This is a genomic window from Bacillus sp. RC242, assembly GCF_044908245.1.
Taxonomy (GTDB): domain Bacteria; phylum Bacillota; class Bacilli; order Bacillales; family Bacillaceae_G; genus Bacillus_A; species Bacillus_A mycoides.
In genome coordinates this window covers 109302-123954 of sequence record NZ_JBIYCZ010000001.1, presented here as the reverse complement: position 1 = coordinate 123954, position 14653 = coordinate 109302, and the positions used below count along the sequence as shown (strand labels likewise).

Sequence of the window (14653 nt, the reverse complement as noted above, 5' to 3'; positions counted from 1 at the left end):
TTTAAGCCATAAGCTGTGATAAATAAATTGAAACTTTAATTAATCGGGGGTGTTCATCCGAAAATGATTGTTAGCCCGACTCTCACTTAACTTCTGTACTTTTTTATAGTTGAATTTTGAGGCAGGGTCTTACTGCCCGCAAATAGCAAGATAAACTTTGTATATATATAATTCAATTATTATGTATACAAGTAAGAAATTTATATTATTCTATGAAAAATACATTTTTATTTTTTACCGACAGATTATGTCTAGAAATCACAAAATAACAAAAAAACCCCTCCACCAATTGACACACTTTCCTATTGGATATGCATTATACTAGTCTCAACTCAAAAAAAGAGGTGAATTGTTTGGTTGTTTACGCCGACATTGTTTGGTTGTTAAACGCCTGCATTGATTTTCTTTTACTTTTATTAACAGCCACCGTGTTAAAAAAGAGAATCAAAAGATGGAGGCTTGTGTTAGGGGCATTTATAGGTTCAACTATTGTTATTTTCGCCTTTACGCCTTTTGCTTCTATGATGACACATCCAATTATGAAACTATTGTACTCGTTACTTATTGTGTATACAGCATTTGGGTTTTCGACATTTAGAAATTATACACAAACTGTTTTTACTTTCTATTTTGTAACCTTTATGGTTGGTGGAGGATTAATTGGAACGCATTACTTTTTGCAAACGAACGAAATGGTAAATGGGTTAGTTCAATCTAAATCAGTTTCTTACGGTGATCCAATTAGTTGGTTGTTTGTTATTTTTGGTTTTCCAGTAATTTATTATTTTTCTAAAAAGCGTATAGAAAGCGTAGAGGTCACAAAGATACACTATGATCAAATCGTGAAAGTGAAAATTCAATTAGCTGGAGAGGAACTAGAACTAGCAGGTCTAATTGATAGTGGGAACCAACTTTATGACCCGTTAACGAAAACACCCGTTATGATTATGCATATTTCATCATTAGAACATTGTTTGCCAGCTTGGTTAACAGAACAAATTTATTCCAAAACAGAAATTCCTCAAATACCAGAAAATGATTCTGGGTGGGCGACGAAACTACGTTTAATTCCTTTCCGAGCAGTAGGAGTAGAGAATCAATTTTTATGGGCAATTAAGCCAGATTGTGTGCAAGTTCATCATGAAGGTTTGGTTGTTGTAAACAAAGTACTGATTGGATTAAATACACAACAATTATCTACCAATGGAGAGTATCAATGCATTGTACATCCGAAAATGTTGATTTCGCAAAAGATGGTAATTGCTTAATTATGAGAGGCGGGATAATATGGTGAAATTTAAATTTTATTTGGTATACCTTTGGTATAAAGTATTGCTGAAATTAGGAATTAAGACCGATGAAATTTATTATATTGGTGGAAGTGAAGCGTTGCCACCGCCGTTAACGAAAGAAGAAGAGGCAGTTCTTTTGAATAAATTACCAAATGGAGATCAAGCTGCGAGGTCGATGCTTATTGAACGTAACCTAAGGCTTGTTGTATATATAGCAAGAAAATTTGAAAATACAGGGATCAATATTGAGGATTTGATTAGTATAGGAACAATTGGTCTTATTAAGGCAGTGAATACATTTAATCCAGAAAAGAAAATTAAATTAGCAACATATGCATCTCGTTGTATAGAAAATGAAATTTTAATGCATTTGCGTCGAAATAATAAAAATCGTTCGGAAGTTTCTTTTGATGAACCGCTTAACATTGATTGGGACGGAAATGAACTGTTATTATCAGATGTTTTAGGTACAGATGATGACATTATTACAAAAGATTTAGAAGCTACTGTAGATCGTCATCTTTTAATGAAAGCATTGCATCAATTAAATGATCGTGAAAAACAAATTATGGAGCTTCGGTTTGGACTCGCTGGTGGCGAAGAGAAGACACAAAAAGATGTGGCTGATATGCTTGGGATTTCACAGTCTTATATTTCTCGTTTGGAAAAAAGAATTATAAAAAGATTACGAAAAGAATTTAATAAAATGGTGTGAAGAATAAGACCAGTCGGTATCTAGACTGGTCTTATTCTTTTTTGTGCATTAGGAAATATGATATTTGTGAAAAATGATGGAAAAACCATATGCATAAAATCTCCTTCAAAGGAAATACTTTACACTGTACAGCAACTCCCGATAGGAGGGAACACTTTGACGAGAAACAAAGTAGAAATTTGCGGTGTTGATACAGCTAAACTTCCAGTACTAAAAAATGAAGAGATGCGTAAATTATTTCGTGAAATGCAAAGTGGAGAGATAAGCGCCAGAGAGAAATTAGTGAATGGAAACTTACGTCTTGTACTGAGCGTCATCCAAAGATTTAATAACAGAGGAGAATATGTTGATGATTTATTTCAAGTTGGTTGCATTGGACTTATGAAATCCATTGATAACTTTGATTTAGGCCAAAATGTAAAGTTTTCAACGTATGCTGTGCCGATGATTATTGGAGAAATACGCAGATATTTGCGTGATAACAATCCAATTCGTGTATCTCGCTCATTACGAGATATTGCGTATAAAGCGTTGCAAGTAAGAGAAAAATTGATTGCTGAAAATTCAAAAGAACCAACAGCAATGGATATTGCGAAAGTTCTTGAAGTGACACATGAAGAAATTGTTTTTGCGTTAGATGCTATTCAAGACCCAGTTTCATTATTTGAACCGATTTATAATGATGGAGGAGATCCTATCTTTGTTATGGATCAATTAAAGGATGAAAAACAAAAGGACGAGCAGTGGGTTGAAGAACTAGCGTTGAAAGAAGGGATGAAGCGTTTAAATGATCGTGAGAAAATGATTATTCGAAAACGGTTCTTCCAAGGAAAGACACAGATGGAAGTTGCCGAAGAAATTGGGATTTCTCAAGCACAAGTATCACGTTTGGAGAAGTCTGCTATTAAGCAAATGAATAAGACGATTCAAGGATAAGGTCCTCACCAGCTATGGTGAGGCCTTTTTTATAGATAATATTTTGCGCTCATAGTAGAGTGGGGAGGTTCATATAATGAAAATAAAATGGATGTTCTATTAGTAGCGGTTATATACTGTTTATCCACTTCAAAATTCGGCTGAAGTAAGAAGAGCCGGAGCTACCCGTAAAAATCCGATTAGCATGGACTAATAATCAGTAGGGATGGGGAAAATCCCACTGATTAAGGTTTCACTTTATTTGAGAGCGTACTTACGATTTATGATATAAGGGAGAGGATGGAACATGATACGAATTTCGGATTTTCAAATGAAGGATGTTGTAAATATTTCAGATGGAAAAAGACTTGGAAATATTGGAGATATTGATTTTGATATAGACACAGGAAAGATTAGGGCAGTTATTATTTCCAAGCAGACACGTATGCTTGGACTCTTTGGAAAGGAAGTAGAATTTGTGATTCCTTGGGAGCGAATTATGAAAATTGGGGAAGATGTCATACTTGTCAGAGTAGATAATATTAATTCTGTAACAGAATCAATACAAACACCGACAATTTCATAAAGAATATTACAAATTCCTCTTTTTTTTCAGTTGTCATTATGAAAAAATAAAAGTATGGTAAAATAGACAGGAAGTACCATGCTTTTTTCTGTTATTTTAATTAAAAGGAGTCGCTTTATGAGAGAACCATTTAAATATGCGGACGGTATACTGTATTTACAAGCGTGGAAAGAACTTGGAAACATTACTGTTGGATTTACGACAAAAGATGGTGGAGTAAGTACAGGCTCCTTTCATGCGATGAATTTAGGATTACATGTGAATGATATCGTGGAGAATGTTCATGAAAACAGACGCATTTTAGCGAATAAGTTACAAAAACCATTAGAAAAATGGATTTGCTCTGAACAAGTTCATGACCATCATGTTGAGAAAGTAGGACTGCAAGAAAAAGGGAAAGGCGTTTATTCATATGAAGACGGTATTCCGAAAACGGATGGCATTTATACGACTAACAAAGATGTTCTCTTAACATCTTGTTACGCTGATTGTGTTCCGCTCTATTTTTATGCACCATCACATGATATGATAGGACTTGCGCATGCTGGGTGGAAAGGGACTGTAACAGAGATTGCGAAAGAAATGATTCAAAAGTGGAATGCAGAAGGTGTTTCAAGTGATGAAATTCATGTCGCAATTGGTCCTGCAATCGGATCATGTTGTTATGTTGTTGATGATCGTGTATTAACAGCAGCAAAGCAAGTAGTAAACGGATCTGTTCCCTATAAATTAATTTCTGATGGTCAGTATGCAATTAATTTAAAAGAAGTTAATCGTATATTATGTGTACAAGCAGGCATAAAAGAAGAACATATTGTAATGTCATCTCTTTGTACAAGCTGTGAAGAACAATTATTTTTCTCTCATCGTCGTGATCAAGGTAAGACGGGGAGAATGTTGAGTTTCATAGGTTTTAAGGAGGAGTGAAGTAAGTGACAGTGCAAGGAAATTTAGCAGATGTAAACGAAGTAATTAAAGAATCTTGTGTACGAGCTGGACGTTCGATGAAAGATATTAAGCTCGTTGCAGTTACAAAAACTGTAGGGATTGAAAAAACAAGCGAAGTAATTGAAACAGGAATTATTGATTTAGGTGAAAATAGAAATGAAGGTTTCTTACAAAAATACGAGCATTTCGGTTCAAAAGTGAATTGGCATTTTATTGGATCATTGCAAACGAGAAAAGTAAAAGAAATCATTAATGAGATTGATTATTTACATTCATTAGATCGTCTTTCGCTTGCAAAAGAAATTCAAAAACGTGCTGATAAGAAAGTTAAATGCTTTATTCAAGTGAAAACATCATCTGAAGAATCAAAGCAAGGATTGGCGATAGAAGAAACAATTTCTTTTATTCAAAGTTTGCAAGAATTGGATAAGATTGAAGTGGTAGGATTAATGACAATGGCTCCGTTTACAGGAGAAGAGGAAGAGATTCGTCGCTGCTTTAAGGAATTGCGCATGCTACAGACAGAGGTGCAGGAGCTAGAATTATTACATGCACCATGTAAAGAATTATCAATGGGAATGTCAAATGATTACACGATTGCAATTGAGGAAGGCGCTACATATATTCGTTTGGGAACGGTTTTAGTAGGAAAAGCGTAGGAGGAAGGAGAAAGTTATTATGAGTTGGTCAAAAGTAAAATACTTCTTTTTTGACACACCGGAAGAAAAAGAAGCAGCTCAATATAGTTATGAAAAGGAGCAAACAGACATGAAAAAGCAACAAGATCCCCCAGAACAACAAGATGTTCCGTTTGCGAAAGTGCAACCGAAGCAAAATGTAGTGAGTATTGAAACAGCGAAGCAATCTTCAAAAGTTGTTTTACTAGAACCACGTACATATTCGGAAGCGCAAGGCATTTCGGATCACTTAAAAGGTAGACGAGCTGTTGTAATTAATTTGCAAAGAATGTCTACAGATCAAGCTGTACGTATCGTTGACTTTTTAAGTGGTACTGTATACGCTATAGGCGGGGATATTCAAAAAATAGGCCCGAAAACATTTATGTGTACACCTGAAAATGTTGATATCGTTGGTGCGATTTCAGAGTTATTCGGTGAAGAAGAAGAGACAAATATAAAGAGGTGGTAATACGCCATGACAACAGTTTTAACAGTGTTACTTACTGCTATCGAGATTTACTCGTGGGCACTAATTATTTACATTCTCCTATCATGGTTTCCTGGCGCAAAGGAATCAGCTTTTGGAGATTTTCTTGCGCGTATTTGCGAACCGTATTTAGAGCCGTTTAGGAGGTTTATTCCACCATTTGGTATGATTGATATTTCTCCACTTGTTGCTATTGTTGCCTTGAAACTTGCTAGAGGTGGTTTAGTGAGTTTATTCAACTATTTTTTATAGTGTGAGGTTAAATACATGAGCATCTATGAGCATTTTAGACCTGATGAAGAGGTCTTTGTGGATAAAGTATTAGAGTGGAAACAGGCTGCTGAGTACCATCAAGTCAAGTTAACAGATTTTCTTGATCCAAGACAGCAACAAATTGTTTCTATGGTAATAGGGCAAGGAGATGTAGCTGTACGGTTTGATGGTGCGATGCCTGAAGCCGAACGGAAAAGAGCACTAATTTATCCAGATTATCTAGAATTAAATGAAGAGGAATTTCAAGTAGAAGTATTAGAAATTGACTATCCTTCCAAGTTTTTTACGCTAGAACATAGGCAAATATTAGGTGCATTCATGTCGCTTGGTTTAACAAGGGAAAAATGTGGTGATATTTTGCTTCAAGAAGACCGTGCCCAAATTGCAGTTGCCAAAGAAGTTGTATCGTATATTGAAATGAACTTACAATCAATAGGGAAAATGAAAGTCACACTCTCTCCTATACAAGTAGAGAAAATTTTGCGTGTAGGTGAAAAATGGGGAGAAAAATCTGGGACTGTTTCGTCACTTCGTCTAGATGTTTTATTAGCTGAAATGCTACATATATCTAGGCAGAAGGTACAGCCTCTTATAAAAGGTGGCTTAGTAAAAGTCAATTGGAAAACAGTAGAGCAAACTTCGTATGAATGTTTTCCTGGGGATGTTTTCTCGGTTAGAGGGTATGGACGAAGTAAATTATTTTCTGTAGAAGGTAAAACGAAGCGCGACAAATGGAGAGTTTTGTATGGTATACTAAAATGATTGGTTTTTTAGAAGGAAATTCTCTTATTTTGTCGAAGAAAAGATATAATTGAAAGAGGAAATTTAGATAACTACTTGGAGGTGGCGTTGTGCCGTTAACACCATTAGATATTCATAACAAAGAATTTGGTCGCGGGTTTCGTGGCTACGATGAAGATCAAGTAAATGAGTTTCTTGATCAAATCATCAAAGATTATGAATTAGTCATTCGTGAGAAAAAAGCTTTAGAAGAAAAGGTTGCACAATTAGAAGGAAAGTTAGATCATTTTTCTAATATTGAAGATACGCTGAACAAATCTATCATTGTCGCACAAGAAGCTGCTGAAGAAGTGAAGCGTAATGCACAAAAAGAAGCAAAATTAATTGTACGTGAAGCAGAAAAAAATGCAGATCGTATCATTAATGAAGCGTTAGTGAAATCAAGAAAAGTTGCTTTTGATATTGAAGAGTTGAAGAAACAAGCGAAAGTATTCCGAACTCGTTTCCGTATGTTATTAGAAACACAACTTGAAATGTTAAACAACGATGATTGGGATAAACTAATTGAATTAGAAGACGAAGTGGACGAACTGTTGAAAAAAGAAGAAACAGTGTAAGCTTGACGTTTTTCTCATTATTACATATAATTTTAAACAACATATTTATTAAGAAAAACGAAGATAGGGATAAGTACCTTTTTCATACCTTATATAGCGAACTGAGGATGGTGTAAGCTCAGGATAAGGAGATGATGGGAATATCACCCTGGAGTTCCGCGCTGAACAAATTTAGTAAGCGTAGGCGTATATTCGCGTTAAGAATATAAAGAGGACCTTATGCATTTGTATATGGTCTACTAGGGTGGTACCGCGGGAGACTTTCTCGTCCCTTTTTGGGGATGAGAGGTCTCTTTTTTATTCCCTTTTTTAAGGTCTGTCGTTTATATATTTAAGGAGGAATTGAGCATGGAGTACAAAAATACATTACTAATGCCAAAAACAGAGTTCCCAATGCGTGGGAATTTACCAAAACGTGAGCCTGCAATGCAAGAACAGTGGGCTGAAATGAATATTTATGAAAAGGTACAAGAACATACGAAAGGTCGTCCTTTATTTGTACTGCATGATGGACCTCCATATGCGAATGGTGACATTCATATGGGACATGCATTAAATAAAGTGTTAAAAGACTTTATTGTTCGTTATAAATCAATGACTGGATACTGTGCACCATATGTACCAGGTTGGGATACACACGGTTTACCGATTGAACAAGCTTTAACGAATAAAGGTGTAAAACGTAAAGAAATGACAGTTGCTGAGTTCCGTAAGTTATGCGCAGAGTATGCATATGAGCAAGTAGAACGTCAACGTGAACAATTTAAGCGTTTAGGTGTACGTGCAGATTGGGATAATCCATATATTACTTTAGAGCCAGCTTATGAAGCACAACAAATTAAAGTGTTTGGTGACATGGCGAAAAAAGGTTATATCTATAAAGGACAGAAACCAGTTTACTGGTCTCCAACGAGTGAATCAGCTTTAGCAGAAGCTGAAATTGAATACCAAGATAAAAAATCAGCATCTATTTACGTAGCATTCCCTGTAAAAGATGGAAAGAACGTATTAGAAGGTGATGAGAAATACATTATTTGGACAACAACGCCTTGGACGTTACCTGCAAACTTAGGTATTTCTGTTCACCCAGAACTTGAATATGCTATTGTGAAAGTAAATGATGAGAAATATATCATCGCTTCTGAACTATTTGAGACAGTTGCAAAAACGTTAGAGTGGGAAAATGCTGAAGTTGTGAAAACGGTAAAAGGTAGCGAACTTGAGTATACAGTTGCAAAACATCCATTCTACGATCGTGACTCATTAGTTATGCTAGGAGAGCACGTAACAACAGATGCAGGTACAGGTTGTGTTCATACAGCACCAGGGCACGGGGAAGATGACTTCGTTGTTGGTAAAAAGTATGGCTTAGAAGTACTTTGCCCAGTTGATGATAAAGGTGTATTAACAAATGAAGCACCTGGATTTGAAGGCTTATTCTATGATAAAGCTAACAAGCCAATTACGGAAAAATTAGAAGAAGTAGGCGCGTTACTGAAACTAACATTCATTACGCATTCATACCCACATGATTGGAGAACGAAAAAACCAATTATTTTCCGTGCGACAGCGCAGTGGTTTGCATCTATTGAAGCGTTCCGTAAAGAATTATTAGAAGCTGTTGCGGAAACAAAATGGGTACCAGCATGGGGAGAAACTCGTCTTCATAATATGGTTCGTGACCGTGGTGACTGGTGTATTTCTCGTCAGCGTGCATGGGGTGTGCCAATTCCTGTATTCTATGCAGAAAATGGTGATCCAATTATTACAGATGAAACAATTAATCATGTAGCAGATTTATTCCGTGAGCACGGTTCTAACGTATGGTTCGAGCGTGAAGCGAAAGATTTATTACCAGAAGGATTTACACATACAGGTAGCCCAAATGGTGAATTCCGTAAAGAAACAGACATCATGGATGTATGGTTCGATTCAGGTTCTTCTCACCAAGCGGTATTAGAAGAGCGCGAAGACTTACAACGTCCAGCTGATTTATATTTAGAAGGATCTGACCAGTATCGTGGTTGGTTTAACTCTTCATTATCAACAGCAGTTGCTGTAACTGGTAAAGCTCCATATAAAGGCGTACTAAGCCATGGTTTCGTACTAGATGGTGACGGACGTAAAATGAGTAAGTCGATTGGAAACATCGTCGTACCGAAGAAAATTATGGATCAATTAGGCGGAGACATTTTACGCTTATGGGTATCTTCTGTTGACTATCAATCTGATGTACGTATTTCAGATGATATTTTAAAACAAGTAGCAGAAGTGTATCGTAAAATTCGTAATACATTCCGTTTCTTATTAGGAAACTTAGATGATTTTAATCCAAGTGAAAATACAGTAGCGGTAGCTGAACTTCGTGAAGTAGATCGTTACATGTTAGTGAAGTTAAATGACCTAATTACAAAAGTAAAAGATGCATATGAAACATATGACTTTGCTGCTGTATATCATGCAATTCACAACTTCTGTACAATTGATCTAAGTTCATTCTACTTAGACTTTGCAAAAGACATTTTATACATTGAAGGTGCAGATCACGCGGATCGTCGTGCAATTCAAACTGTATTATATGATGTTCTTGTTGCATTAACGAAACTTGTAACGCCAATCTTACCTCATACAGCTGATGAAGTATGGCCATATGTTCCTGGTGCAGAAGAAGAAAGCGTACAGTTAACTAATATGCCAGAAGCTACAGAAGTAGAGGGTTCAGAAGCGTTAAGAGCAAAATGGGATGCATTTATGACATTACGTGATGACGTTTTAAAAGCGTTAGAAGTAGCTCGTAATGAGAAGGTAATTGGTAAGTCATTAAATGCGAGCATTACGCTATATCCGACTGCAGAAATGAAGGCTATGTTAGAGTCTATTAGCGAAGACTTAAAGCAATTATTCATCGTCTCTGAGTATAAACTTGGTGGTACAATTGAAGAAGCGCCAACAGAAGCACCAAAGTATGAGCATACAGCTGTAGTTGTAGCACAGGCGACAGGTGAGACGTGTGAACGTTGTTGGGTTGTTTCAGAAACAATTGGTAAAGATGCAGAACATGAAACATTATGTGAGCGTTGTGCAACGGTTGTTAAAGAAAATTATGTAAAATAATGAAAAAAAGCTGACTGCTCATAATAGCAGTCAGTTTTTTGTTGATGATATATCGAAATAACTTTCACTCTCTTTCCTATGAAGGAAAAATGTGTGTGAGGTAAGCGTGGAAATTTCGGACACACTAATTGTACATTGCAGCTGGGAGGAATGTACACGTGAATGAAATTTATATGGAAATAAAAGAAGAATTGCAATTGATGAGAAAAGAGTTGCAAGATAGACTGGCTAAAGAAGTAATGCACACATACTATATGGAATTTGGGCAGGAACTTGGATACGAAATAAAGGAAGAGACAAAGAAAAAATTGCTATTACATGATATAAAAGAGGATTTAAAAGATGTAGAACGTGCATTGTTTAAAATGGAAATAGATATGTACGGTATTTGTGAAGAAACTGGAAGAGCGATTTCTACAAAGCAAATGAAAACAATGCCGACTGCTCGTACTATTCGTGAATTTTTCTATGAAAAGGTAAATGTATGAATACGCACAACGATATTATGTTACCTTTTTTTAATTTATTTTATTCTTCTACAAAGGTTCATTGTGAAAAGGTAGCAGCTATGCTAAAATTTTGAGGTACACTGTCTTTGTGGGGGAAATGAAAATGATATATTATGTAATAGCGTTATTTGTCATTGCCATCGATCAAATATCGAAGTGGCTAATTGTAAAGAACATGGAATTGGGTACGAGCATTCCGATTATCGATAATGTATTATACATAACATCTCATCGAAATAGAGGAGCTGCCTGGGGTATTTTAGAAAATAAAATGTGGTTTTTCTACATTATTACAGTCATTTTCGTAGCATTTATCGTATTTTATATGAAAAAATATGCGAAAACGGACAAGCTTCTAGGTATTTCATTAGGTCTAATTTTAGGCGGAGCAATTGGCAATTTTATTGATCGTGTATTTAGACAAGAAGTAGTGGATTTCATTCACGTGTATATTTTCTCGTACAATTATCCGGTATTCAATATAGCTGACTCAGCATTATGTATTGGAGTTGTATTAATTATTATTCAAACAGTATTAGAAGGAAAGAAAGCGAAGGAGTAATTGAATGAGTGAAGTAGTACAAGTAACAGTTGCAGAAGAACAAAAAAGCGAGCGAATTGATAAATTCGTTGCAGAAATAAACAGTGAATGGTCACGTTCACAAGTGCAGCAATGGATTAAAGATGCTGTTGTGACAGTAAATGGGAAATCAGTTAAAGGGAATTATAAAGTAAAAGGAAATGATGAAATTACAGTAACAATTCCCGAGCCAGAAGAGTTAGATATTCAACCGGAAGATATGAATTTAGAAGTTTATTATGAAGATGCCGATGTACTAGTTGTAAATAAGCCGCGTGGCATGGTAGTACATCCAGCACCAGGGCATACGAAGGGTACGCTTGTAAACGGACTTATGCATCATTGTACAGACCTATCAGGTATTAACGGTGTAATGCGTCCTGGTATAGTACACCGTATTGATAAGGATACATCTGGATTATTAATGGTTGCTAAAAATGATATGGCGCATGAATCACTTGTAAATCAACTTGTAGCAAAAACGGTAACAAGACGTTATAAAGCGATTGTACATGGTGTAATTCCACATGATAAAGGAATAATTGACGCTCCAATTGGTCGTGATAAAAAAGAACGTCAAAGTATGACTGTTGATGAAAATGGTAAGAATGCAGTTACACATTTCCAAGTGTTAGAGCGATTTAAGGATTTCACACTTGTAGAATGCCGCTTAGAAACGGGACGTACACACCAAATTCGTGTTCATATGAAATATATTGGTTATCCACTTGCAGGAGATCCAAAGTATGGTCCGAAGAAAACATTAGATATGAATGGACAAGCACTTCATGCAGGGATTTTAGGTTTCGATCACCCTCGTACTGGTGAATATATTGAGTTTGAGGCACCGATTCCAGAAGTGTTTGAAGAAGCGCTAAATGTTTTACGGAAATAGTATTGACAAATCATAAGAAAACTGAGATACTGACAACAGTTAAATAATGATCCTTTAACACAGCCCCGTGAGGTTGAGAAGGTAACGGTTTGAAATACTTAGGGTATGTTGTACCCTTTTTTCAAAAGTCCTCTCGCACACGCTGAGAGGACTTTTTTTATACCATTACTCTCACGCAAGAAAAAAAGCTTGGAGGTGTAGAGCATGCAAGAGAAAGCTGTCGTTTTAGATGACCAAATGATTCGCCGCGCTTTAACACGAATTAGTCATGAAATCGTGGAACGAAATAAAGGTGTCGATAATTGTGTTCTTGTCGGAATAAAAACACGTGGAATTTTTATTGCACAACGTTTGGCAGAACGAATTGGTCAAATTGAAGGAAAAGAGATGGAAGTAGGAGAGTTAGATATTACGTTATATCGTGATGATTTAACACTACAATCGAAACATAAAGAACCACTTGTAAAAGGTTCTGATATTCCTGTAGATATTACGAAGAAAAAAGTTATCCTTGTGGATGATGTGTTATATACAGGTAGAACAGTTCGAGCAGCAATGGATGCTCTTATGGATTTAGGTAGACCATCACAAATCCAATTGGCTGTTCTTGTTGATAGAGGTCATCGTGAATTACCAATTCGCGCTGATTATGTAGGAAAGAACATTCCAACATCTAGTGAAGAGCGTATCGAAGTTGATCTGCAAGAGACAGATCAACAAGATCGAGTAAGCATATACGATAAGTAAAGCCCTTTTAAATGTAGTCCTGTGAGGCTGCCAAAGGGTCTTGGCTTTCATATGTCAAATTTGGCATACGAAAGTGTAGGACTCTTTGTGCACAGGCACAAAGAGTTTTTTTATTGCAAAAATTAAAACTGAAGGAGGATGTAACAATGGAGCAAAAGCCAGTGTTAGACATTCATGAAGTACCGAAACCGGGAAAATGGTTATTATTAAGTATACAACATTTGTTCGCGATGTTTGGATCAACAGTGCTTGTTCCGTTTTTAACAGGACTGAATCCATCAGTAGCTTTAATATCAAGTGGATTAGGAACGCTAGCGTTTCTTCTAATAACGAAAGGTCAAGTACCAGCATATTTAGGATCATCATTCGCCTTTATTGCACCAATTATTACAGCAAAAACAGCAGGTGGACCTGGAGCAGCGATGCTTGGAGGAATGCTTGCGGGACTTGTTTACATCTTAATCTCACTCGGAATTAAGAAATCTGGGTCAGAATGGATTATGAAATTACTTCCGCCAATCGTAGTTGGGCCAGTCGTAATGGTAATCGGTTTATCTTTAGCACATACAGCAGTGAACATGGCGATGAACGGTGCGGATGGTAAGTATAGCATTACACACTTTTCAGTAGCATTAGTAACATTAGCAATTACAATCATTTGCTCCATATTCGGGAGAGGATTTTTCAGTATCATACCAGTGCTACTTGGAATCATCGGCGGGTATATATTCGCTTACTTCCAAGGGCTAGTAGATTTAAAGCCAGTAGCTGAGGCAAAATGGTTTGTCATACCAGACTTCACAGTACCGTTTGTAACATATACTCCGGAGTTTTCATGGAAAATTGTACTCTTAATGGTGCCAGTTGCACTTGTAACAATTTCAGAACATATCGGACATCAAATTGTACTTGGAAATATTATTAAAAGAGATTTAATTGAAAAACCAGGTTTACATCGTTCAATCTTCGGTGATGGGATAGCAACATTGATCGCATCACTAATAGGAGGACCACCGAATACAACGTACGGTGAAAACATCGGTGTGCTAGCAATTACGAGAGCATACAGTGTATACTTATTCATCGGTTCAGCAGTGTTCGCAATCATGTTTGGATTTATCGGGAAGATTTCAGCACTGATTCATTCGATTCCAACACCAGTTATGGGTGGTGTATCAATCTTACTCTTCGGTGTAATCGCATCAAGTGGTTTACGTATGATGGTAGACGATAAAACAGACTTAGGTGACAAACGAAACTTAATGATTGCATCAGTTATACTAGTAATCGGTATTGGCGGAGCGGTACTGCACGTAGGTGAATCGTTCCAAGTGGAAGGAATGGCGTTAGCAGCAATTGTAGGTGTACTATTAAATCTACTACTACCAGAGACAAAACAAACAAATAAAACAAAACAATCTAAGCAGATTGCTTCATAAAAATAACCTTTTAATTCAGTCCTGTGAGATAGAAAAGGGTGGCTACTTTAACGCACCCTAGTCTCAAAGACTAGGGTATTTTTATACAGTTATTGTTATATAAATTCAATGGTGT

16 protein-coding genes and 1 other annotated feature are annotated in these 14653 nt (G+C 36.3%); all 16 genes read left to right on the top strand.

Features of this window, described 5'->3' with window-relative positions; translation table 11 throughout:
* Nucleotides 1–353: 353 nt before the first annotated feature.
* The 16 genes from spoIIGA (at nucleotide 354) to uraA (ending at nucleotide 14538) form a co-directional block, all read left to right on the top strand.
* Nucleotides 354–1268 (top strand): sigma-E processing peptidase SpoIIGA, encoded by a 915-nt coding sequence (spoIIGA, locus tag ABH957_RS00630; RefSeq protein ID WP_033707128.1) that lies wholly within the window; start codon nucleotides 354–356, stop codon nucleotides 1266–1268.
* 19 nt (nucleotides 1269–1287) lie between these two features.
* Nucleotides 1288–2007, top strand: coding sequence for an RNA polymerase sporulation sigma factor SigE (sigE, locus tag ABH957_RS00625; RefSeq protein ID WP_002128857.1), 720 nt, complete (start codon nucleotides 1288–1290; stop codon nucleotides 2005–2007).
* Between the two features lie 156 nt (nucleotides 2008–2163).
* Nucleotides 2164–2943, top strand: coding sequence for an RNA polymerase sporulation sigma factor SigG (gene sigG, locus ABH957_RS00620; protein WP_002014725.1), 780 nt, complete (start codon nucleotides 2164–2166; stop codon nucleotides 2941–2943).
* A 286-nt stretch (nucleotides 2944–3229) separates the two neighbouring features.
* Complete coding sequence (locus tag ABH957_RS00615) at nucleotides 3230–3508, top strand: YlmC/YmxH family sporulation protein (protein WP_002066875.1); 279 nt, start codon at nucleotides 3230–3232, stop codon at nucleotides 3506–3508.
* A gap of 117 nt (nucleotides 3509–3625) precedes the next feature.
* Entirely contained in the window at nucleotides 3626–4435 is an 810-nt protein-coding gene (pgeF, locus tag ABH957_RS00610; RefSeq protein WP_033707129.1) for a peptidoglycan editing factor PgeF, read from the top strand.
* Nucleotides 4436–4440: 5 nt separating this feature from the next.
* Nucleotides 4441–5115 (top strand): YggS family pyridoxal phosphate-dependent enzyme, encoded by a 675-nt coding sequence (locus tag ABH957_RS00605; RefSeq protein WP_002033757.1) that lies wholly within the window; start codon nucleotides 4441–4443, stop codon nucleotides 5113–5115.
* Nucleotides 5116–5134: 19 nt separating this feature from the next.
* Nucleotides 5135–5605 (top strand): cell division protein SepF, encoded by a 471-nt coding sequence (locus tag ABH957_RS00600; RefSeq protein WP_002014721.1) that lies wholly within the window; start codon nucleotides 5135–5137, stop codon nucleotides 5603–5605.
* Between the two features lie 6 nt (nucleotides 5606–5611).
* Complete coding sequence (locus ABH957_RS00595) at nucleotides 5612–5875, top strand: YggT family protein (protein WP_002014720.1); 264 nt, start codon at nucleotides 5612–5614, stop codon at nucleotides 5873–5875.
* 15 nt (nucleotides 5876–5890) lie between these two features.
* Nucleotides 5891–6658 carry a YlmH family RNA-binding protein gene (locus ABH957_RS00590; protein ID WP_002033759.1) on the top strand — a complete coding sequence of 256 codons (768 nt, stop codon included), beginning with the start codon at nucleotides 5891–5893 and terminating at the stop codon, nucleotides 6656–6658.
* Between the two features lie 89 nt (nucleotides 6659–6747).
* On the top strand, nucleotides 6748–7254 hold the full coding sequence (divIVA, locus tag ABH957_RS00585; protein WP_001131609.1) for a septum site-determining protein DivIVA: 507 nt from the start codon (nucleotides 6748–6750) through the stop codon (nucleotides 7252–7254).
* Nucleotides 7255–7305: 51 nt separating this feature from the next.
* Nucleotides 7306–7530, top strand: a binding site (T-box leader).
* Between the two features lie 72 nt (nucleotides 7531–7602).
* Complete coding sequence (gene ileS2, locus ABH957_RS00580) at nucleotides 7603–10368, top strand: isoleucine--tRNA ligase (protein ID WP_016096212.1); 2766 nt, start codon at nucleotides 7603–7605, stop codon at nucleotides 10366–10368.
* Nucleotides 10369–10526: 158 nt separating this feature from the next.
* The gene (locus ABH957_RS00575; RefSeq protein WP_404491036.1) at nucleotides 10527–10856 is read left to right on the top strand and encodes a TraR/DksA C4-type zinc finger protein; all 330 of its coding nucleotides are present in this window, start codon (nucleotides 10527–10529) and stop codon (nucleotides 10854–10856) included.
* Nucleotides 10857–10980: 124 nt separating this feature from the next.
* On the top strand, nucleotides 10981–11439 hold the full coding sequence (lspA, locus tag ABH957_RS00570; protein ID WP_002128849.1) for a lipoprotein signal peptidase LspA: 459 nt from the start codon (nucleotides 10981–10983) through the stop codon (nucleotides 11437–11439).
* Nucleotides 11440–11443: 4 nt separating this feature from the next.
* Nucleotides 11444–12352 carry an RluA family pseudouridine synthase gene (locus ABH957_RS00565; RefSeq protein WP_002128848.1) on the top strand — a complete coding sequence of 303 codons (909 nt, stop codon included), beginning with the start codon at nucleotides 11444–11446 and terminating at the stop codon, nucleotides 12350–12352.
* Between the two features lie 204 nt (nucleotides 12353–12556).
* Complete coding sequence (gene pyrR / locus ABH957_RS00560) at nucleotides 12557–13099, top strand: bifunctional pyrimidine operon transcriptional regulator/uracil phosphoribosyltransferase (protein ID WP_001156489.1); 543 nt, start codon at nucleotides 12557–12559, stop codon at nucleotides 13097–13099.
* Between the two features lie 146 nt (nucleotides 13100–13245).
* Nucleotides 13246–14538 carry a uracil permease gene (gene uraA / locus ABH957_RS00555; protein WP_404491035.1) on the top strand — a complete coding sequence of 431 codons (1293 nt, stop codon included), beginning with the start codon at nucleotides 13246–13248 and terminating at the stop codon, nucleotides 14536–14538.
* The last annotated feature ends 115 nt before the right edge of the window (nucleotides 14539–14653 follow it).